Origin of the sequence: Kitasatospora terrestris (assembly GCF_039542905.1) — a bacterium.
Taxonomy (GTDB): Bacteria; Actinomycetota; Actinomycetes; order Streptomycetales; family Streptomycetaceae; genus Kitasatospora; species Kitasatospora terrestris.
In genome coordinates this window covers 2347083-2361309 of record NZ_BAABIS010000001.1, presented here as the reverse complement: position 1 = coordinate 2361309, position 14227 = coordinate 2347083, and the positions used below count along the sequence as shown (strand labels likewise).

The window sequence follows — 14227 nt, the reverse complement described above, 5'->3', positions numbered from 1 at the left end:
CGACGAGGTGCGTTGACTGGTCCGGGGTGCGCGATAGGCTGGCCGCCCCGGTCCGTACGCGGCCCGCGGCCTCCTCCCGCTCCAGTGCCCACCTGGCGCACCTTCCCCGGTGCCGGGCGGTCACCCCTTCCCCAGGCGAGCGGGCGGGGACCACGGGAGGCGTCCGGACCTGCGGGCCCGGTGCGGGAGAATGGGCCCGCCACAACTGCACCGAGGAAGGGCCGACAACCCATGAGCAGCGACATTCCGGCCCCCAAGCACGTCCCGGTGATGCTGCAGCGCTGTATGGACGCGCTCGCCCCGGCGCTCGCGGAGCCCGGCGCGGTGGTCGTCGACGCCACCCTCGGCCTCGGCGGGCACAGCGAGGCGATCCTCACCCAGTTCCCCGGAGCCCGGCTGGTCGCCGTCGACCGCGACCCGGCCGCCCTGAAGCTCTCCGGCGAGCGGCTGGCCCGCTTCGGCGACCGGGCCACCCTGGTGCACGCCGTCTACGACGAGATCCCGCAGGTGCTGGACGACCTGGGCATCGCCCGGGTCCAGGGCGTGCTCTTCGACCTCGGCGTCTCCTCGATGCAGCTGGACGAGGCCGACCGCGGCTTCGCCTACGCCCAGGACGCGCCGCTGGACATGCGGATGGACCAGACCCGCGGCCTGAGCGCCGCCGAGGTGCTGAACACCTACAGCCACGGCGACCTGGCCCGGATCCTCAAGGTCTACGGCGAGGAGCGGTTCGCCGGCAAGATCGCCTCGGTGATCCTGCGGGAACGCGAGAAGGAACCGTTCACCAACAGCGCGCGTCTGGTCGAGTTGGTACGCAACGCCATCCCGGCCGCCACCCGGCGCACCGGAGGGAACCCGGCCAAGCGCACCTTCCAGGCGCTGCGGATCGAGGTCAACGGCGAGCTGGAGGTGCTCGACCGGGCCATCCCCGGGGCACTGGAGCGGCTCGCGCTCGGCGGGCGGATCGTGGTGATGTCCTACCAGTCGCTGGAGGACCGCCTGGTCAAGCAGTACTTCCAGGCCGGTGCCACCAACACCGCCCCGCCCGGGCTGCCGATCGTCCCGGAGGAGCACCAGCCCTGGTTGAAGCTGCTCACCCGAGGTGCCGAGCTGGCCACCGAGGAGGAGATCGAGGAGAACCGGCGCGCCGCGCCCGTGCGGTTGCGTGTGGCGGAGAGGATCAGGGAGACCCGGGGCTGAACCGGCCTGGGGGAGGGCGAGCCAGAGGGAGAAGCGCGGTGGCGGGCGGGGTGCGGGGCAGCGGAGTGCTCCCCGGGCAGGCGGGCAGGGCACGCATCACGGTACGGCCGGGCGCCCGGCAGGCGCGGGGGCGGACGCCCTTCGCGGTCCTGGTGGTGGTGCTGCTCTCGGCCGGACTGCTCGGCCTGCTGATGCTCAACACCGCGATCAACGAAGGCTCCTTCACCCTCTCCAAGCTGCGCAAGCAGACCACCGAGGCGACCGACCAGCTGCAGACCCTGCAGCACCAGATCGACCAGCAGTCCGCGCCGGACGCGCTGGAGCGCCGGGCCCGCGAGCTCGGCATGGTGCCGGGCGGCGACCCGGCCTTCCTGAAGGACGACGGCAGCGTGCTCGGCACCCCCAAGGAGGCGCAGGACAGCCCGCCGGTCAAGCGCACCGGCAACGACCTGTGGCAGTCCGGGGCGAGCCCCTCGCCCACCCCCTCCTCCGGCGACCTCGGGGTGGAGCTGGCCCCGCTCCCGCCCGCCACCCCCTCCCCGGCGCCGGGCAGCCCGGCCGCCGCGAACCCCGCGGGCCGCAGCCCCGGCGCGGCCGACCCGGCGGCCCCGGCGGGAGGCGGCCGATGAGCACCCCGCGCCGACCCGCGGGCGGCTCCGGCGACCGCCGCCCGCCCCGGCCCGCCCGCCCGCGGGGCGAGGAGCCGAGGCCCCGCGCCCCGCGTCCGCGCACGCCCGACCCGCGCCGTGCGGCCGAGGCCCGGCGCGCCGCCGAGCCGCGCCGCACCGCCGACCCCCGCCGCCCGGCCGCCCGCCGCCCGCAGCGCCCGGCGGCCCGTCCGCAGCAGCGCGCCATCCGGCTGGCCGACCCGCGCCGCCGGCTGCGGCTGGTCACCGGCTCGCTGGCGCTGGTCTTCGCGGTCTTCGCCGGCCGGCTGGTCCAGCTCCAGCTGCTGGACTCCGACGCGCTGGCCGCCGCGGCCGGGGCCAACAAGTACGTCCAGGCGGTGCTCCCCGCCGAGCGCGGCTCGATAACGGCCGCCGACGGCACCGTGCTGGCCACCAGCGTGGACGCCTACGACGTCACCGCCGACCCGACCATGCTCACCCCCGAGGCGGCCCACCTGCCGGACGCCCCCGAGCAGGCGGCGGCGCTGCTCGCGCCCATCCTCGGCCAGCCCAAGGAGAAGCTCGCCGCCGCGCTGCACCTCAACCCGAAGAACCCGAAGAGCCAGTACGCGCTGCTCGCCCCCCGGCAGACCCCGGAGGTCAAGGGGCAGATCGCCGACCTGCGCTCCACGCTGACCAAGCAGGCCGACTCCGCGGCCTGCCGCGGGCAGAAGGCGATGCTCGGCAAGCCCGCCGAGCAGGGCGGCCGGCAGTTCCTCGACGGCACCTGCGCCAATCCGCTGGCCGGGATCTTCTGGGACGAGTCCACCCGGCGCAGCTACCCGGCCGGCGGGCTGGCCGCCAACCTGGTCGGCTTCGTCAACTCCGAGGGCGTCGGCACCGGCGGCCTTGAGCTGCAGTACCAGCAGCAGCTGGCCGGCGTGGCGGGCAAGTCCACCTACGCCTCGGCCGGCGGGCGCCGGGTGGCCACCGCCGGCGGCAGCCGGCAGGACCCGGTGCCCGGAACCGACCTGCGGCTGACCATCGATCCGGACATCCAGTGGGCGGCCCAACGGGCCATCACCGACCAGGTCTCCAACGCCGGGGCGGAGAAGGGGTACGTGATCGTCCAGGACGTGAGGACCGGTCAGGTCCTGGCGATGGCCACCTCGCCCGGCTTCAACCCCAACCAGCTCTCCTCGGCCCGGCCCGAGCAGCTCGGCAACGCCGCTCTGCAGGACGCCTACGAGCCGGGCTCCACCGCCAAGCTGATGACCATGGCCGCGGTGCTGGACACCGGCAAGGCCACCTGGGACACCCACGTCACGGTGCCGAACACGCTGCAGCGCTCGGACCGGGTCTTCCACGACGACGTCGACCACGAGACCTGGTACCTGACCCTGGCGGGCGTGCTCGCCAAGTCCTCCAACATCGGCACCATCGAGGCCGCCGAGACCCTGGGCAACACCCAGGCGGAGTCCAACCAGGTGCTCGGCGGCTACCTGCAGAAGTTCGGCATCGGCCAGCCGACCGGCCTCGGCTTCCCCGGCGAGACCCGGGGCATCCTGGCCAAGCCGGAGAGCTGGAGCGGCTCGCAGCAGTTCACCATCCCGTTCGGCCAGGGCCTGTCGGTCAACGCCCTGCAGGCCACCTCGGTCTTCTCCACCATCGCCAACGGCGGGGTGCGGGTGGCGCCCGGCCTGCTGGCCGGCACCACCGGCCCGGACGGGAAGTACACCCCGGCGCCGGCCGGCGCGCAGACCCGGGTGGTGACGGAAGCGACCGCGAAGACGCTGACCGAGATGCTGGAGTCCGTCGTCACCGACGAGCAGGGCACCGGCACCAAGGCGCAGATCCCCGGCTACCGGGTGGCCGGAAAGACCGGCACCGCCAACCGGGTGGACCCGAAGACCGGCAAGTACTCCGGGTACACCGCCTCCTTCATCGGCTTCGCCCCGGCGGACCAGCCCCGGGTGACGGTCTCGTGCGTCATCCAGGACCCGGTCAACGGGCACTTCGGCGGCCAGCTGTGCGGCCCCGTGTTCAAGCAGGTGATGGAGTTCGCCCTGAAGTCCCTGCGGGTCCAGCCGAGCGGCAGCGAGGCGCCCAACCTGCCCGTCGAGTGGAAACCCTGAAAGAAGCGGCCATGAGCACGTCCCCCGAACACCCCGAGCAGGCCGGAACGCCGTCCGGTGTGAGCAGCGTCACGTCCGCTTCCGGTCGGTTTGGCTCTGGGGGGCCCGGGGCCGATAGCCTTCCGGCCGTGCCGAAACCCGATCAAATCTCCGCGAGTCCGCCCCGCCCCGAGCGGGCGCCGGCGCTGCCGTTCGCCGAGGTGGTGCGCCTGCTGGGGCTGCCCGCCGCGGAGGGCCCGCAGGTCACCGGTGTCACCCACGACTCCCGGGCGGTCCGCCCGGGCGACGTCTACGTGGCCTTCCCCGGTGCCAACGTGCACGGCGCCAGGTTCGCCGCCCAGGCCGCCGCGGCCGGGGCGGTCGCCGTGCTGACCGACGCGGCCGGCGCCGAGCAGGCCGCCGACTGCGGCGCCCCGCTGCTGGTGGTGCCCAGCCCGCGCGCCGTGATGGGCACCCTCGCCGCCGCCGTGTACGGAGCGCCGAGCGAGCAGCTGCTGATGATCGGCCTGACCGGCACCAACGGCAAGACCACCACCTCGTACCTGGTCGAGGGCGGCCTGCGCGGCCACGACCTGGTGCCCGGGGTGATCGGCACGGTCGAGATGCGGGTCGGCGACGAGCGGATCAAGAGCGAGCGGACCACCCCCGAGTCCACCGACCTGCACGGCGTCCTCGCGGTGATGCGCGAGCGCGGCGCGGACGCGGTGGTCATGGAAGTCTCCAGCCACGCCCTGGTCTACGGCCGGGTCGACGGCGTGGTGTACGACGTGGCGCTGTTCAACAACCTGACGCCCGAGCACCTGGACTTCCACCCGGACATGGAGGACTACTTCCGGGCCAAGGCCAGGCTCTTCCAGACCGACAAGGCCCGCCGGGGCGTCACCAACCGGGACGACGCGTACGGCCGGCGCCTCGCCGCCGAGGCGCCGATCCCGATGACCACCTTCTCGGCGGCCGGCGACCCGGAGGCCGACTGGCGCGCGGTGGACGTGCAGCTCGGCCCGGCCGGCTCGACCTTCCGCGTGGTCGGCCCGGACGGCGCCGAGGCCGACGCCGCGGTGCCGCTGCCCGGCCCGTTCAACGTCTCCAACGCGCTCGGCGCGATCACCGCGCTGGTCACCGCGGGCGTCCCGCTGGCGGCCGCGGTCGCCGGGGTCGCCTCGGTGCCGGGCGTCCCGGGCCGGCTGGAGAAGGTCGACGCCGGGCAGCCGTACGTCGCCGTGGTCGACTACGCGCACAAGCCGGACGCGCTGGCCGCGGTCTGCGAGTCGCTGCGCGAGGTCACCAAGGGCCGGCTGCACGTGGTGGTCGGCTGCGGCGGCGACCGCGACCCGTACAAGCGCGGGCCGATGGGCGCCATCGCCGCCCGGCTCGCCGACACCGCGGTGCTGACCAGCGACAACCCGCGCTCGGAGGACCCGCTGGCGATCCTCGCCACCATGCTGGCCGGCGCCGCCGGGGTGCCCGAGGAGGAGCGCGGCGAGGTGCTCGCGGTGCCCGACCGGGCCGAGGCGATCGCCCTGGCGGTGGCCCGCGCGCACGCCGGGGACACCGTGCTGGTGGCCGGCAAGGGCCACGAGCTGGGCCAGTACGTGAAGGGCGAGGTCCGCCCGTTCGACGACCGCGAGGTCCTGCGCGAGGCGATCGCGCACGCGCCGAGCACCGGAGAGGTGGAACAGTGATCGCACTGACCCTGGCCGAGGCCGCCGCCGCCGTCGGCGGCACGCTGGACGGCGCCGAGCCGGACGCGGTGATCACCGGCGCGGTCGTCGCCGACAACCGGCAGCTGGAACCCGGCGGCCTGTTCGTGTGCATCCGCGGCGAGCGGGTGGACGGGCACGACTTCGCCGCCGCCGCGGTCGCCGCCGGTGCCGTCGCGGTGCTCGCCACCCGGCCGGTCGGCGTGCCCGCGGTCCTGGTCGACGACGTGGTCGTCGCGCTCGGCCGGCTCGCCCGCGCGGTGGTCGCCAGGGCCGAGGGCGTCGAGGTGGTCGCGATGACCGGCTCGGCCGGCAAGACCTCCACCAAGGACCTGGTCGCCCAGCTGCTGACGCGCCGCGGCGAGACCGTCTTCCCGCCCGGCTCGCTCAACAACGAGATCGGCCACCCGCTGACCGCGCTCAAGGTCGCCCCGACCACCCGTCACCTGGTGATGGAGATGGGCGCCCGGCACAAGGGCGACATCGAGTACCTCAGCGGCATCACCCCGCCCACCGTCGGCCTGGTGCTGAACGTCGGCACCGCGCACGTCGGCGAGTTCGGCTCCAAGGAGGCGATTGCCGAGGCCAAGGGCGAACTGGTCGAGGCGCTGCCCGCCGACGGCATCGCCGTGCTCAACGCCGACGACCCGCTGGTGCGGGCGATGGCGTCCCGCACCAAGGCCCGCGTGGTGCTGTTCGGGGAGAGCCCGGACGCCCGGATCCGGGCCACCGGAGTTCGCCTGGACGACACCGGACGGCCATCGTTCACGCTCACCACCCCAGCCGGTTCCGCGACCGTACAGCTGCGCCTGTACGGTGAGCACCACGTCTCGAACGCCCTCGCCGCCGCCGCGGTGGCGGTGGAGCTCGGGATGCCCGTCGACGACGTCGCCGAAGCCCTCAGCGAGGCGGGTGCGCTGTCCCGCTGGCGCATGGAGGTCGTCGAACGGGCCGACGGTGTCACCGTCGTCAACGACGCCTACAACGCGAACCCGGACTCGATGCGGGCCGCGCTGCGGGCGCTCGCGACGATGGCCGGCCGCGGCCCGGAGCGCCGCCGCACCTGGGCGGTGCTCGGCGAGATGCGGGAGCTCGGCGAGGACAGCTTCGACGAGCACGACGCCATCGGGCGGCTCGCGGTGCGGCTGGACGTCACCAAGCTGGTGGCGGTCGGCGGACGCGAGGCGGCCTGCATGGAACTGGGCGCGAGGAACGAAGGTTCGTGGGGTGAGGAGTCGGTGCTGGTGTCCGACGCGGACGCGGCGATCGAGCTGCTGCGCAGTCAGGTGCGGCCGGGGGACGTGGTGCTGGTGAAGGCCTCCCGTTCGGTGGGTCTCGAGAGGGTCGCCGAGGCCCTGCTCGCGGACGGTGCTGCCTCGTGAAGCAGATCCTGTTCGCCGGCATGATCGGCCTGGTGCTCTCCCTCCTGGGCACCCCCGCGCTCATCAAGCTGCTCGCCCGGCACGGCTACGGCCAGTACATCCGGGACGACGGCCCCAAGGCGCACCACAGCAAGAAGGGCACGCCCACCATGGGCGGCATCGCCTTCATCCTGGCGACGCTGATCGCCTACTTCACCACCAAGGCGATAACGGGCGAGTCGCCCACGGCCTCGGGCCTGCTCGTGCTCTTCCTGACGGTGGGCCTGGGCCTGGTCGGCTTCCTGGACGACTACATCAAGGTGGTCAAGCGGCGCTCCCTCGGCCTGCGGGCCAAGGCCAAGCTGTTCGGCCAGTCCTTCGTGGCGCTCGCCTTCGCGGTGCTCGCCCTGCAGTTCGAGGACAGCCGGGGCCGCACCCCGGCCTCCGACCACCTGTCCTTCGTCCGCGACTTCAAGTGGGCGATCGGGCCGGTGCTGTTCGTCCTCTTCGCGTACTTCATGATCGCCGCGATGTCGAACGGCGTGAACCTCACGGACGGCCTGGACGGCCTCGCCACCGGCGCCTCGGTGATGGTCTTCGGCGCCTACACCTTCATCGGCGTGTGGGAGTACGGCCAGTCCTGCGCCTACACCATCAGCGCCACCGCCGGCTGCTACGACGTCCGGGACCCATTGGACCTGGCCGTGGTGGCCGCCGCCCTGATGGGCTCCTGCTTCGGCTTCCTGTGGTGGAACACCTCGCCCGCCAAGATCTTCATGGGTGACACCGGTTCGCTCGCCCTCGGCGGCGCCCTGGCCGGTCTCGCCATCTGCTCCCAGACCGAGCTGCTGCTGGCCCTGCTCGGCGGCCTGTACGTGATCATCACCCTTTCGGTGATCATCCAGGTCGGATCGTTCCGGATGACCGGCAAGCGCGTTTTCAAGATGGCGCCGCTGCAGCACCACTTCGAGCTCAAGGGCTGGACCGAGGTACTGATCGTGGTCCGCTTCTGGATCATCCAGGGCCTGTGCGTCGCCGTCGGACTCGGACTCTTCTACGCGGGATGGGTGACCGGATGACCGAGAACCCCGACTGGACCGGCCTGCCGGTCGTGGTGGCCGGCCTCGGCCTGTCGGGCGTCAGCGCCGCGCGCGTGCTGCGCGACCTCGGCGCCGAGGTGACCGTGGTCGACGGCGGCGACGGCCCCGGGCTGCGCGCCAAGGCCGCCGAACTGGAGGCAGTCGGGGTGCGGGTGCGGCTCGGCGACGGCGAGACCCTCCCCGAGGGCACCCGACTGGTCGTCACCTCGCCCGGCTGGGCGCCCGAGAGCCCGCTCTTCACCGAGGCCTCGCTCGCCGACGTGCCGATCTGGGGCGACGTCGAGCTCGCCTGGCGGCTGCGCCGGCCGCTCGCCGCCACCGGCGAACCGGCGCCCTGGCTGGCGGTGACCGGCACCAACGGCAAGACCACCACCGTGCGGATGCTGGCGTCGATCCTCACCGCGGCGGGCAAGCGCACCGCCGCCGTCGGCAACGTCGGCGTCTCCGTGCTCGACGCGGTGCTCGCCGAGGAGCCGTACGACGTCCTCGCGGTGGAGCTCTCCAGCTACCAGCTGCACTGGGCGCCCTCGCTGCGGCCGCACTCCGGCGCGGTCCTCAACCTGGCGCCCGACCACCTGGACTGGCACGGCTCGATGGAGGCGTACGCCGCCGACAAGGGCCGGATCTTCCAGGGCAACCAGGTCGCCTGCGTCTACAACCTCGCCGACCCGATGACCGAGGAACTGGTCCGCGGCGCGGACGTCGAGGAGGGCTGCCGGGCGATCGGCTTCGGGCTCGGCGCGCCCAGCGTCTCCAACCTCGGCGTGGTCGACGGGATCCTGGTCGACCGGGCGTTCGTCGCCGACCGGGCCAAGAACGCCGCCGAGATCGGCGCGGTCGCCGACGTCGACCCGCCCGCCCCGCACAACATCGCCAACGCGCTGGCCGCGGCCGCCCTCGCCCGGGCGTACGGCGTCGACGCCAAGGCCGTCCGGGACGGTCTGCGGGCCTTCCGGCCGGACGCCCACCGGATCGCCGAGGTCGCCGTCGTCGACGGCGTCACCTGGATCGACGACTCCAAGGCCACCAACACGCACGCCGCGGCCGCCTCGCTGGCCGCGTACGAACCGGTGGTGTGGATCGCGGGCGGGCTGGCGAAGGGCGCGACCTTCGACGAGCTGGTCGCCGGGGCGGCCGGGCGGTTGCGCGCCGCCGTGCTGATCGGGCAGGACCGGGAGCTGATCAAGGACGCGCTGGCACGACACGCGCCGGATGTGCCGGTGGTCGAGGCCGCCACCGGCCAGACTGGCGCGGTGGCGATGGCCGAGGTGGTCCGCGAGGCCGCCGCGCTGGCGGAGCCCGGCGACACGGTGCTGCTGGCACCGGCCTGCGCGTCGATGGACATGTTCACCAACTACGGCGAGCGCGGAGACCTCTTCGCCGCCGCGGTGAACGAGCTGAAGTAGGCGCACCACCGCGCAGTTCCTCGCGCCCCTGGTGGTTGACGTTCAGGGAGGAAAGGTGCCGGCTCCGCCGGGGGAGAAGTTGCGGCTGATCTCCGCGACCACGACCACGTTCAAGTCGGCGGGGCCGGTCGCGCGGGTCCGGGCGTTCCGGGAGCGGGTCGGCTTCCTGCTGGACCGGCCGCTGACCCCGTACTACCTGATCCTCGGCTCCACCCTGCTGCTGGTGGTGCTGGGCCTGGTGATGGTGTTCTCGGCCTCGCAGAGCGTGGTGAACGACTTCGGGCTGTCGATCACGTTCTTCTTCCGCAAGCAGCTGGTGGCGTTCCTGCTCGGCGCGGCGATCGCCGTGGTGCTGGCCCGGATGCCGGTGAGAGTGCTGCGCACCGCCGTCTACCCGCTGCTCTTCGGCGTGGTGGCGGCGCTGGTGCTGGTGGCGATCCCGGGGATCGGGCACAAGGTCAACGGCAACCGGAACTGGCTGAGCCTGGGCTTCTTCCAACTGCAGCCGTCCGAGTTCGCCAAGCTCGCGCTGCTGCTGTGGGGCGCCGACCTGCTGGCCCGCAAGCAGAAGAACCACATGCTCGACCAGTGGAAGCACCTGCTGGTGCCGCTGGTGCCGGGCACGGTGGTGCTGATGATGCTGATCATGGTCGGCGGCGACATGGGCACCACCATGGTGCTGATCGCGATGCTGTTCGCCCTGCTCTGGATGGTCGGCGCACCGCTGCGGCTGTTCGGCGCGACGCTGGGCATCGCGGTGGTGGCGTGCACCGCGCTGATCATCACCGTGCCGCACCGGCTCGACCGGCTGGGCTGCGTCGGCGTCACCAAACCCGATCCGAACCTGAACTGCTTCCAGGCGCTGCACGGCCTGTACGCCTTCGCCGCGGGCGGCCCGTTCGGCTCCGGCCTGGGCGCCGGGGTGGAGAAGTGGGGCCAGCTGCCGGAGGCGCACACCGACTTCATCTTCGCCGCGACGGGCGAGGAACTCGGTCTGGTGGGGACGCTGTCGGTGCTCGGCCTCTTCGCGGCACTAGGCTACGCGGGTATCCGTGTGGCCCTCGGTACGAAGGACCCCTTCGTCAGGTACGCAGCGGGCGCCGCCACCGCGTGGATCATGGCCCAGGCCGTGGTCAACCTGGGGTCGGCGCTCGGGCTCCTCCCCATCGCGGGGGTGCCCCTGCCGCTGTTCTCCTACGGCGGGTCCGCCATGCTGTCGGCCATGTGCGCCGTCGGTGTGCTGCTCTGCTTCGCGCGCAGTTCCCCGGGGGCCAAGGCAGCGCTCGCTGCCCGGAGCTCGACCTCCCGGCTCAGGCCCGTCCTGGCCCGGGTGCTGCCACGACGTAAAACCACAGTGCGCAAGGCCGCCCGGCCGACGCGCAGGGAGCGGTGAATTCGGTGCATGTCGTACTCGCCGGCGGCGGGACCGCCGGTCACATCGAGCCGGCCATGGCCCTCGCGGACGCGCTCCGCAGGCACGATCCGACCTGCGGGATCACCGCCCTCGGTACCGAGCGCGGCCTGGAGACCCGGCTGGTGCCCGAGCGCGGCTACGAACTGGCCCTGATCCCGGCCGTTCCGCTGCCCCGCAAGCCGACCCCCGAGCTGATCACCGTTCCGGGCCGGCTGCGCGGCACGGTCCGCGCGGCGCAGGACATCATCGAGCGGGTCAAGGCCGACGTGGTGGTCGGCTTCGGCGGCTACGTGGCGATGCCGGCCTACCTGGCGGCCAAGCGGGCCGGCGTCCCGATCGTGGTGCACGAGGCGAACGCCCGCCCGGGCCTGGCCAACAAGATCGGCGCCCGCTACACCGACTTCGTCGCGGTCTCCACGCCCGACTCCAAGCTGCGCGACTCGCAGTACATCGGCATCCCGCTGCGGCGCACCATCGCGACCCTGGACCGCGGCGGCGTCCGCCCGGAGGCCCGGCACTACTTCGGCCTCGACCAGCGGCTGCCCACCCTGCTGGTGTCCGGTGGCTCGCAGGGCGCCCGGCGGCTGAACGAGACCGTGCAGGCGATCGCGCCGCGGCTGCAGCAGTACGGCGTGCAGATCCTGCACGCGGTCGGCCCGAAGAACGAGCTGCCGCAGATCGACGACATCCCGGGGATGCCGCCGTACCGCGCGCTGCCGTACCTGGACCGGATGGACCTGGCGTACGCCGCCGCCGACATGATGCTCTGCCGGGCCGGCGCGATGACCGTCGCCGAGCTGGCGGCGGTCGGCCTGCCGGCCGCGTTCGTGCCGCTGCCGATCGGCAACGGCGAGCAGCGGCTGAACGCCCAGCCGATGGTGAAGGCGGGCGGCGGCCTGCTGGTGGACGATGCCGAGCTGACCCCGGACTGGGTGCTGAAGAACGTCCTCCCGGTGCTGACCGACCCGGCCCGGCTGTGGGAGATGTCCCGCGCGGCCGCCGAGTTCGGCCGCCGGGACGCCGACGACCTGCTGGTGCGGATGGTGTACCAGGCCGTGGAGCAGTCCCGGGGCGGCCGCCGGCGTGACTGAGGCCCGGATGCCGGAGGACCGGCTGGAGGAGGAGTACGGGGAGGCCCCCCGGCTCCGCCTCTCCCGGCGCGGGGTGCTGGTGCTCGGCGGGTTCGCCGCGCTGGTGGTCGGCGTGCTCGGCTGGCTGGTCTTCTTCTCCTCGGCGCTCGACGTCCGCGGCGTCGCCGTCCAGGGCCTGGACAGCGGGCGGCTCGGGAAGGACGAGGTGAGCGCCGCACTCGGCGGCCTGCGCGAGGGGCCGCTCGCCCGGGTCGACCTGGAGGAGGCCGAGAAGCGGATCGCCGCCGTCCCCCGGGTCGCCGAGGTGGAGGTGTGGCGCGGCTGGCCGCACACCCTGCGGGTGAAGGTGGTCGAGCGCAAGCCGGTCGCGGCGATCCGCGGCGCCGACGGGAAATTCGTCCAGGTCGACGCCGGCGGGGTGGAGTTCGCCAATGAGGCGGAGCCGCCGCAGGGGGTTCCGGTGGTGGAACTGCAGCTCGGTCAGCCTGCGAACGACGCGCTGGCGGTGATCGACCGGCCGGTCCTGGTGCGGGCGGCGATCACGGTGGCGGCGGGCCTCCCGCCGGAGGTCGCCAAGCAGGCGGGATCGCTCAAGGTCCTGTCGTACGACGACATCCGGCTGCAGCTGGCGAACGGCGCGACGGTGCGCTGGGGGAGTGCCGACCGGACCGGGCGCAAGGCGGTGGTGCTGACCGCCCTGTTGGGGCGGAAGGCCGCCAATTATGACGTGAGTGCGCCGGATGCACCGGCTGTGTCGGGATGATCCGGTAAGTTCTGTGTGGTCGTCACCCCGGTTTTCCCGCGGGGGCGATGATCACATAGGCTCAAAAGAAAAAGGGAAGCTCGGCGTTGTTCATTGAACGCGCGCCGTTTGCGACCTACTGTCCTGTGTCACCAGGCTGTGTCCGACAGTGAAGTGACACACGTACAGCCCAAACCCTAAAGGTCAAGTTTAGGGTTCGGGTTTTCCGGAAATCCGAGGCGAGAGGCCTTCGACGTGGCAGCACCCCAGAACTACCTCGCGGTCATCAAGGTCGTCGGCATCGGCGGCGGTGGTGTCAACGCCATCAACCGGATGATCGAGGTCGGGCTCAAGGGCGTCGAGTTCATCGCGATCAACACCGATGCGCAGGCCCTCCTGATGAGCGACGCCGACGTGAAGCTGGACGTCGGCCGTGAGCTCACCCGCGGCCTCGGCGCCGGAGCCAACCCCGAGGTCGGCCGGAAGGCCGCCGAGGACCACCGCGAGGAGATCGAGGAGGTCCTCAAGGGGGCCGACATGGTCTTCGTCACCGCCGGCGAGGGCGGCGGCACCGGCACCGGCGGCGCGCCCGTCGTGGCCAACATCGCCCGTTCGCTCGGCGCGCTGACCATCGGCGTGGTCACCCGCCCGTTCACCTTCGAGGGCCGCCGCCGCGCCAACCAGGCCGAGGACGGCATCGCCGCGCTGCGCGAGCAGGTCGACACCCTGATCGTGATCCCCAACGACCGGCTGCTCTCCATCTCGGACCGCCAGGTCTCGGTGCTGGACGCGTTCCGCTCCGCCGACCAGGTGCTGCTCTCCGGTGTCCAGGGCATCACCGACCTGATCACCACCCCCGGCCTGATCAACCTGGACTTCGCCGACGTGAAGTCGGTCATGTCGGACGCCGGTTCCGCGCTGATGGGCATCGGCTCCGCGCGCGGCGAGGACCGCGCCAAGGCCGCGGCCGTGATGGCGATCTCCTCCCCGCTGCTGGAGGCGTCCATCGACGGCGCCCGCGGCGTGCTGCTCTCCATCTCCGGCGGCTCGGACCTCGGCCTGTTCGAGATCAACGAGGCGGCCCAGCTGGTCTCCGAGGCGGCCCACCCCGAGGCGAACATCATCTTCGGCGCGGTCATCGACGACGCCCTCGGCGACGAGGTCCGGGTCACCGTGATCGCGGCCGGCTTCGACGGCGGGCAGCCGCCGGCCATCGTCCGCGAGCCGGTGGTGAAGGCCAGCAGCACCCCGGCCGCCACCACCCCGGAGCGCCCGGCCGCCCGGCCCTCGTACGGCTCGATCGGCTCGGTGACCTCCCGCTCGGAGGAGCCGGCCCGCGCCTCCGACGCCCCGGCCCCGGTCGCCACCACCGCGCCGCCGGTGCCGCCGCAGGTGCAGCCGGTGCGCCAGCCGTTCGTGGAGAGCCCCGCCGAGGAGCTCGACGTCCCGGATTTCTTGAAGTAAGCACAG

The 14227-nt window shown here is 73.1% G+C and carries 11 protein-coding genes; all 11 read left to right on the top strand.

Features of this window, described 5'->3' with window-relative positions:
* Positions 1 to 231: 231 nt before the first annotated feature.
* Entirely contained in the window at positions 232 to 1200 is a 969-nt protein-coding gene (gene rsmH / locus ABEB06_RS10870) for a 16S rRNA (cytosine(1402)-N(4))-methyltransferase RsmH (RefSeq protein WP_345696624.1), read from the top strand.
* A gap of 38 nt (positions 1201 to 1238) precedes the next feature.
* Positions 1239 to 1829 carry a cell division protein FtsL gene (gene ftsL / locus ABEB06_RS10865; protein ID WP_345696623.1) on the top strand — a complete coding sequence of 197 codons (591 nt, stop codon included), beginning with the start codon at positions 1239 to 1241 and terminating at the stop codon, positions 1827 to 1829.
* Positions 1826 to 3943 carry a peptidoglycan D,D-transpeptidase FtsI family protein gene (locus ABEB06_RS10860; protein ID WP_345696622.1) on the top strand — a complete coding sequence of 706 codons (2118 nt, stop codon included), beginning with the start codon at positions 1826 to 1828 and terminating at the stop codon, positions 3941 to 3943. Before ftsL ends, ABEB06_RS10860 begins: the two co-directional genes overlap by 4 nt.
* An 11-nt stretch (positions 3944 to 3954) precedes the next feature.
* A complete protein-coding gene (locus ABEB06_RS10855; protein ID WP_345696621.1) occupies positions 3955 to 5625 on the top strand; it encodes a UDP-N-acetylmuramoyl-L-alanyl-D-glutamate--2,6-diaminopimelate ligase in 1671 nt (556 codons plus the stop codon).
* Positions 5622 to 7025: a UDP-N-acetylmuramoyl-tripeptide--D-alanyl-D-alanine ligase gene (locus ABEB06_RS10850; RefSeq protein ID WP_345696620.1), complete on the top strand. Its 1404-nt coding sequence runs from the start codon at positions 5622 to 5624 to the stop codon at positions 7023 to 7025. Before ABEB06_RS10855 ends, ABEB06_RS10850 begins: the two co-directional genes overlap by 4 nt.
* Positions 7022 to 8083, top strand: coding sequence for a phospho-N-acetylmuramoyl-pentapeptide-transferase (mraY, locus tag ABEB06_RS10845; RefSeq protein ID WP_345696619.1), 1062 nt, complete (start codon positions 7022 to 7024; stop codon positions 8081 to 8083). Before ABEB06_RS10850 ends, mraY begins: the two co-directional genes overlap by 4 nt.
* A complete protein-coding gene (gene murD / locus ABEB06_RS10840; RefSeq protein WP_345696618.1) occupies positions 8080 to 9510 on the top strand; it encodes a UDP-N-acetylmuramoyl-L-alanine--D-glutamate ligase in 1431 nt (476 codons plus the stop codon). Before mraY ends, murD begins: the two co-directional genes overlap by 4 nt.
* Before the next feature lie 55 nt (positions 9511 to 9565).
* A complete protein-coding gene (gene ftsW, locus ABEB06_RS10835; RefSeq protein ID WP_425559605.1) occupies positions 9566 to 10903 on the top strand; it encodes a putative lipid II flippase FtsW in 1338 nt (445 codons plus the stop codon).
* A 5-nt stretch (positions 10904 to 10908) separates the two neighbouring features.
* Complete coding sequence (murG, locus tag ABEB06_RS10830; RefSeq protein ID WP_345696617.1) at positions 10909 to 12015, top strand: undecaprenyldiphospho-muramoylpentapeptide beta-N-acetylglucosaminyltransferase; 1107 nt, start codon at positions 10909 to 10911, stop codon at positions 12013 to 12015.
* Positions 12008 to 12778 carry a cell division protein FtsQ/DivIB gene (locus tag ABEB06_RS10825; protein ID WP_345696616.1) on the top strand — a complete coding sequence of 257 codons (771 nt, stop codon included), beginning with the start codon at positions 12008 to 12010 and terminating at the stop codon, positions 12776 to 12778. Before murG ends, ABEB06_RS10825 begins: the two co-directional genes overlap by 8 nt.
* Positions 12779 to 13012: 234 nt before the next feature.
* Complete coding sequence (gene ftsZ / locus ABEB06_RS10820) at positions 13013 to 14221, top strand: cell division protein FtsZ (RefSeq protein WP_345696615.1); 1209 nt, start codon at positions 13013 to 13015, stop codon at positions 14219 to 14221.
* The last annotated feature ends 6 nt before the right edge of the window (positions 14222 to 14227 follow it).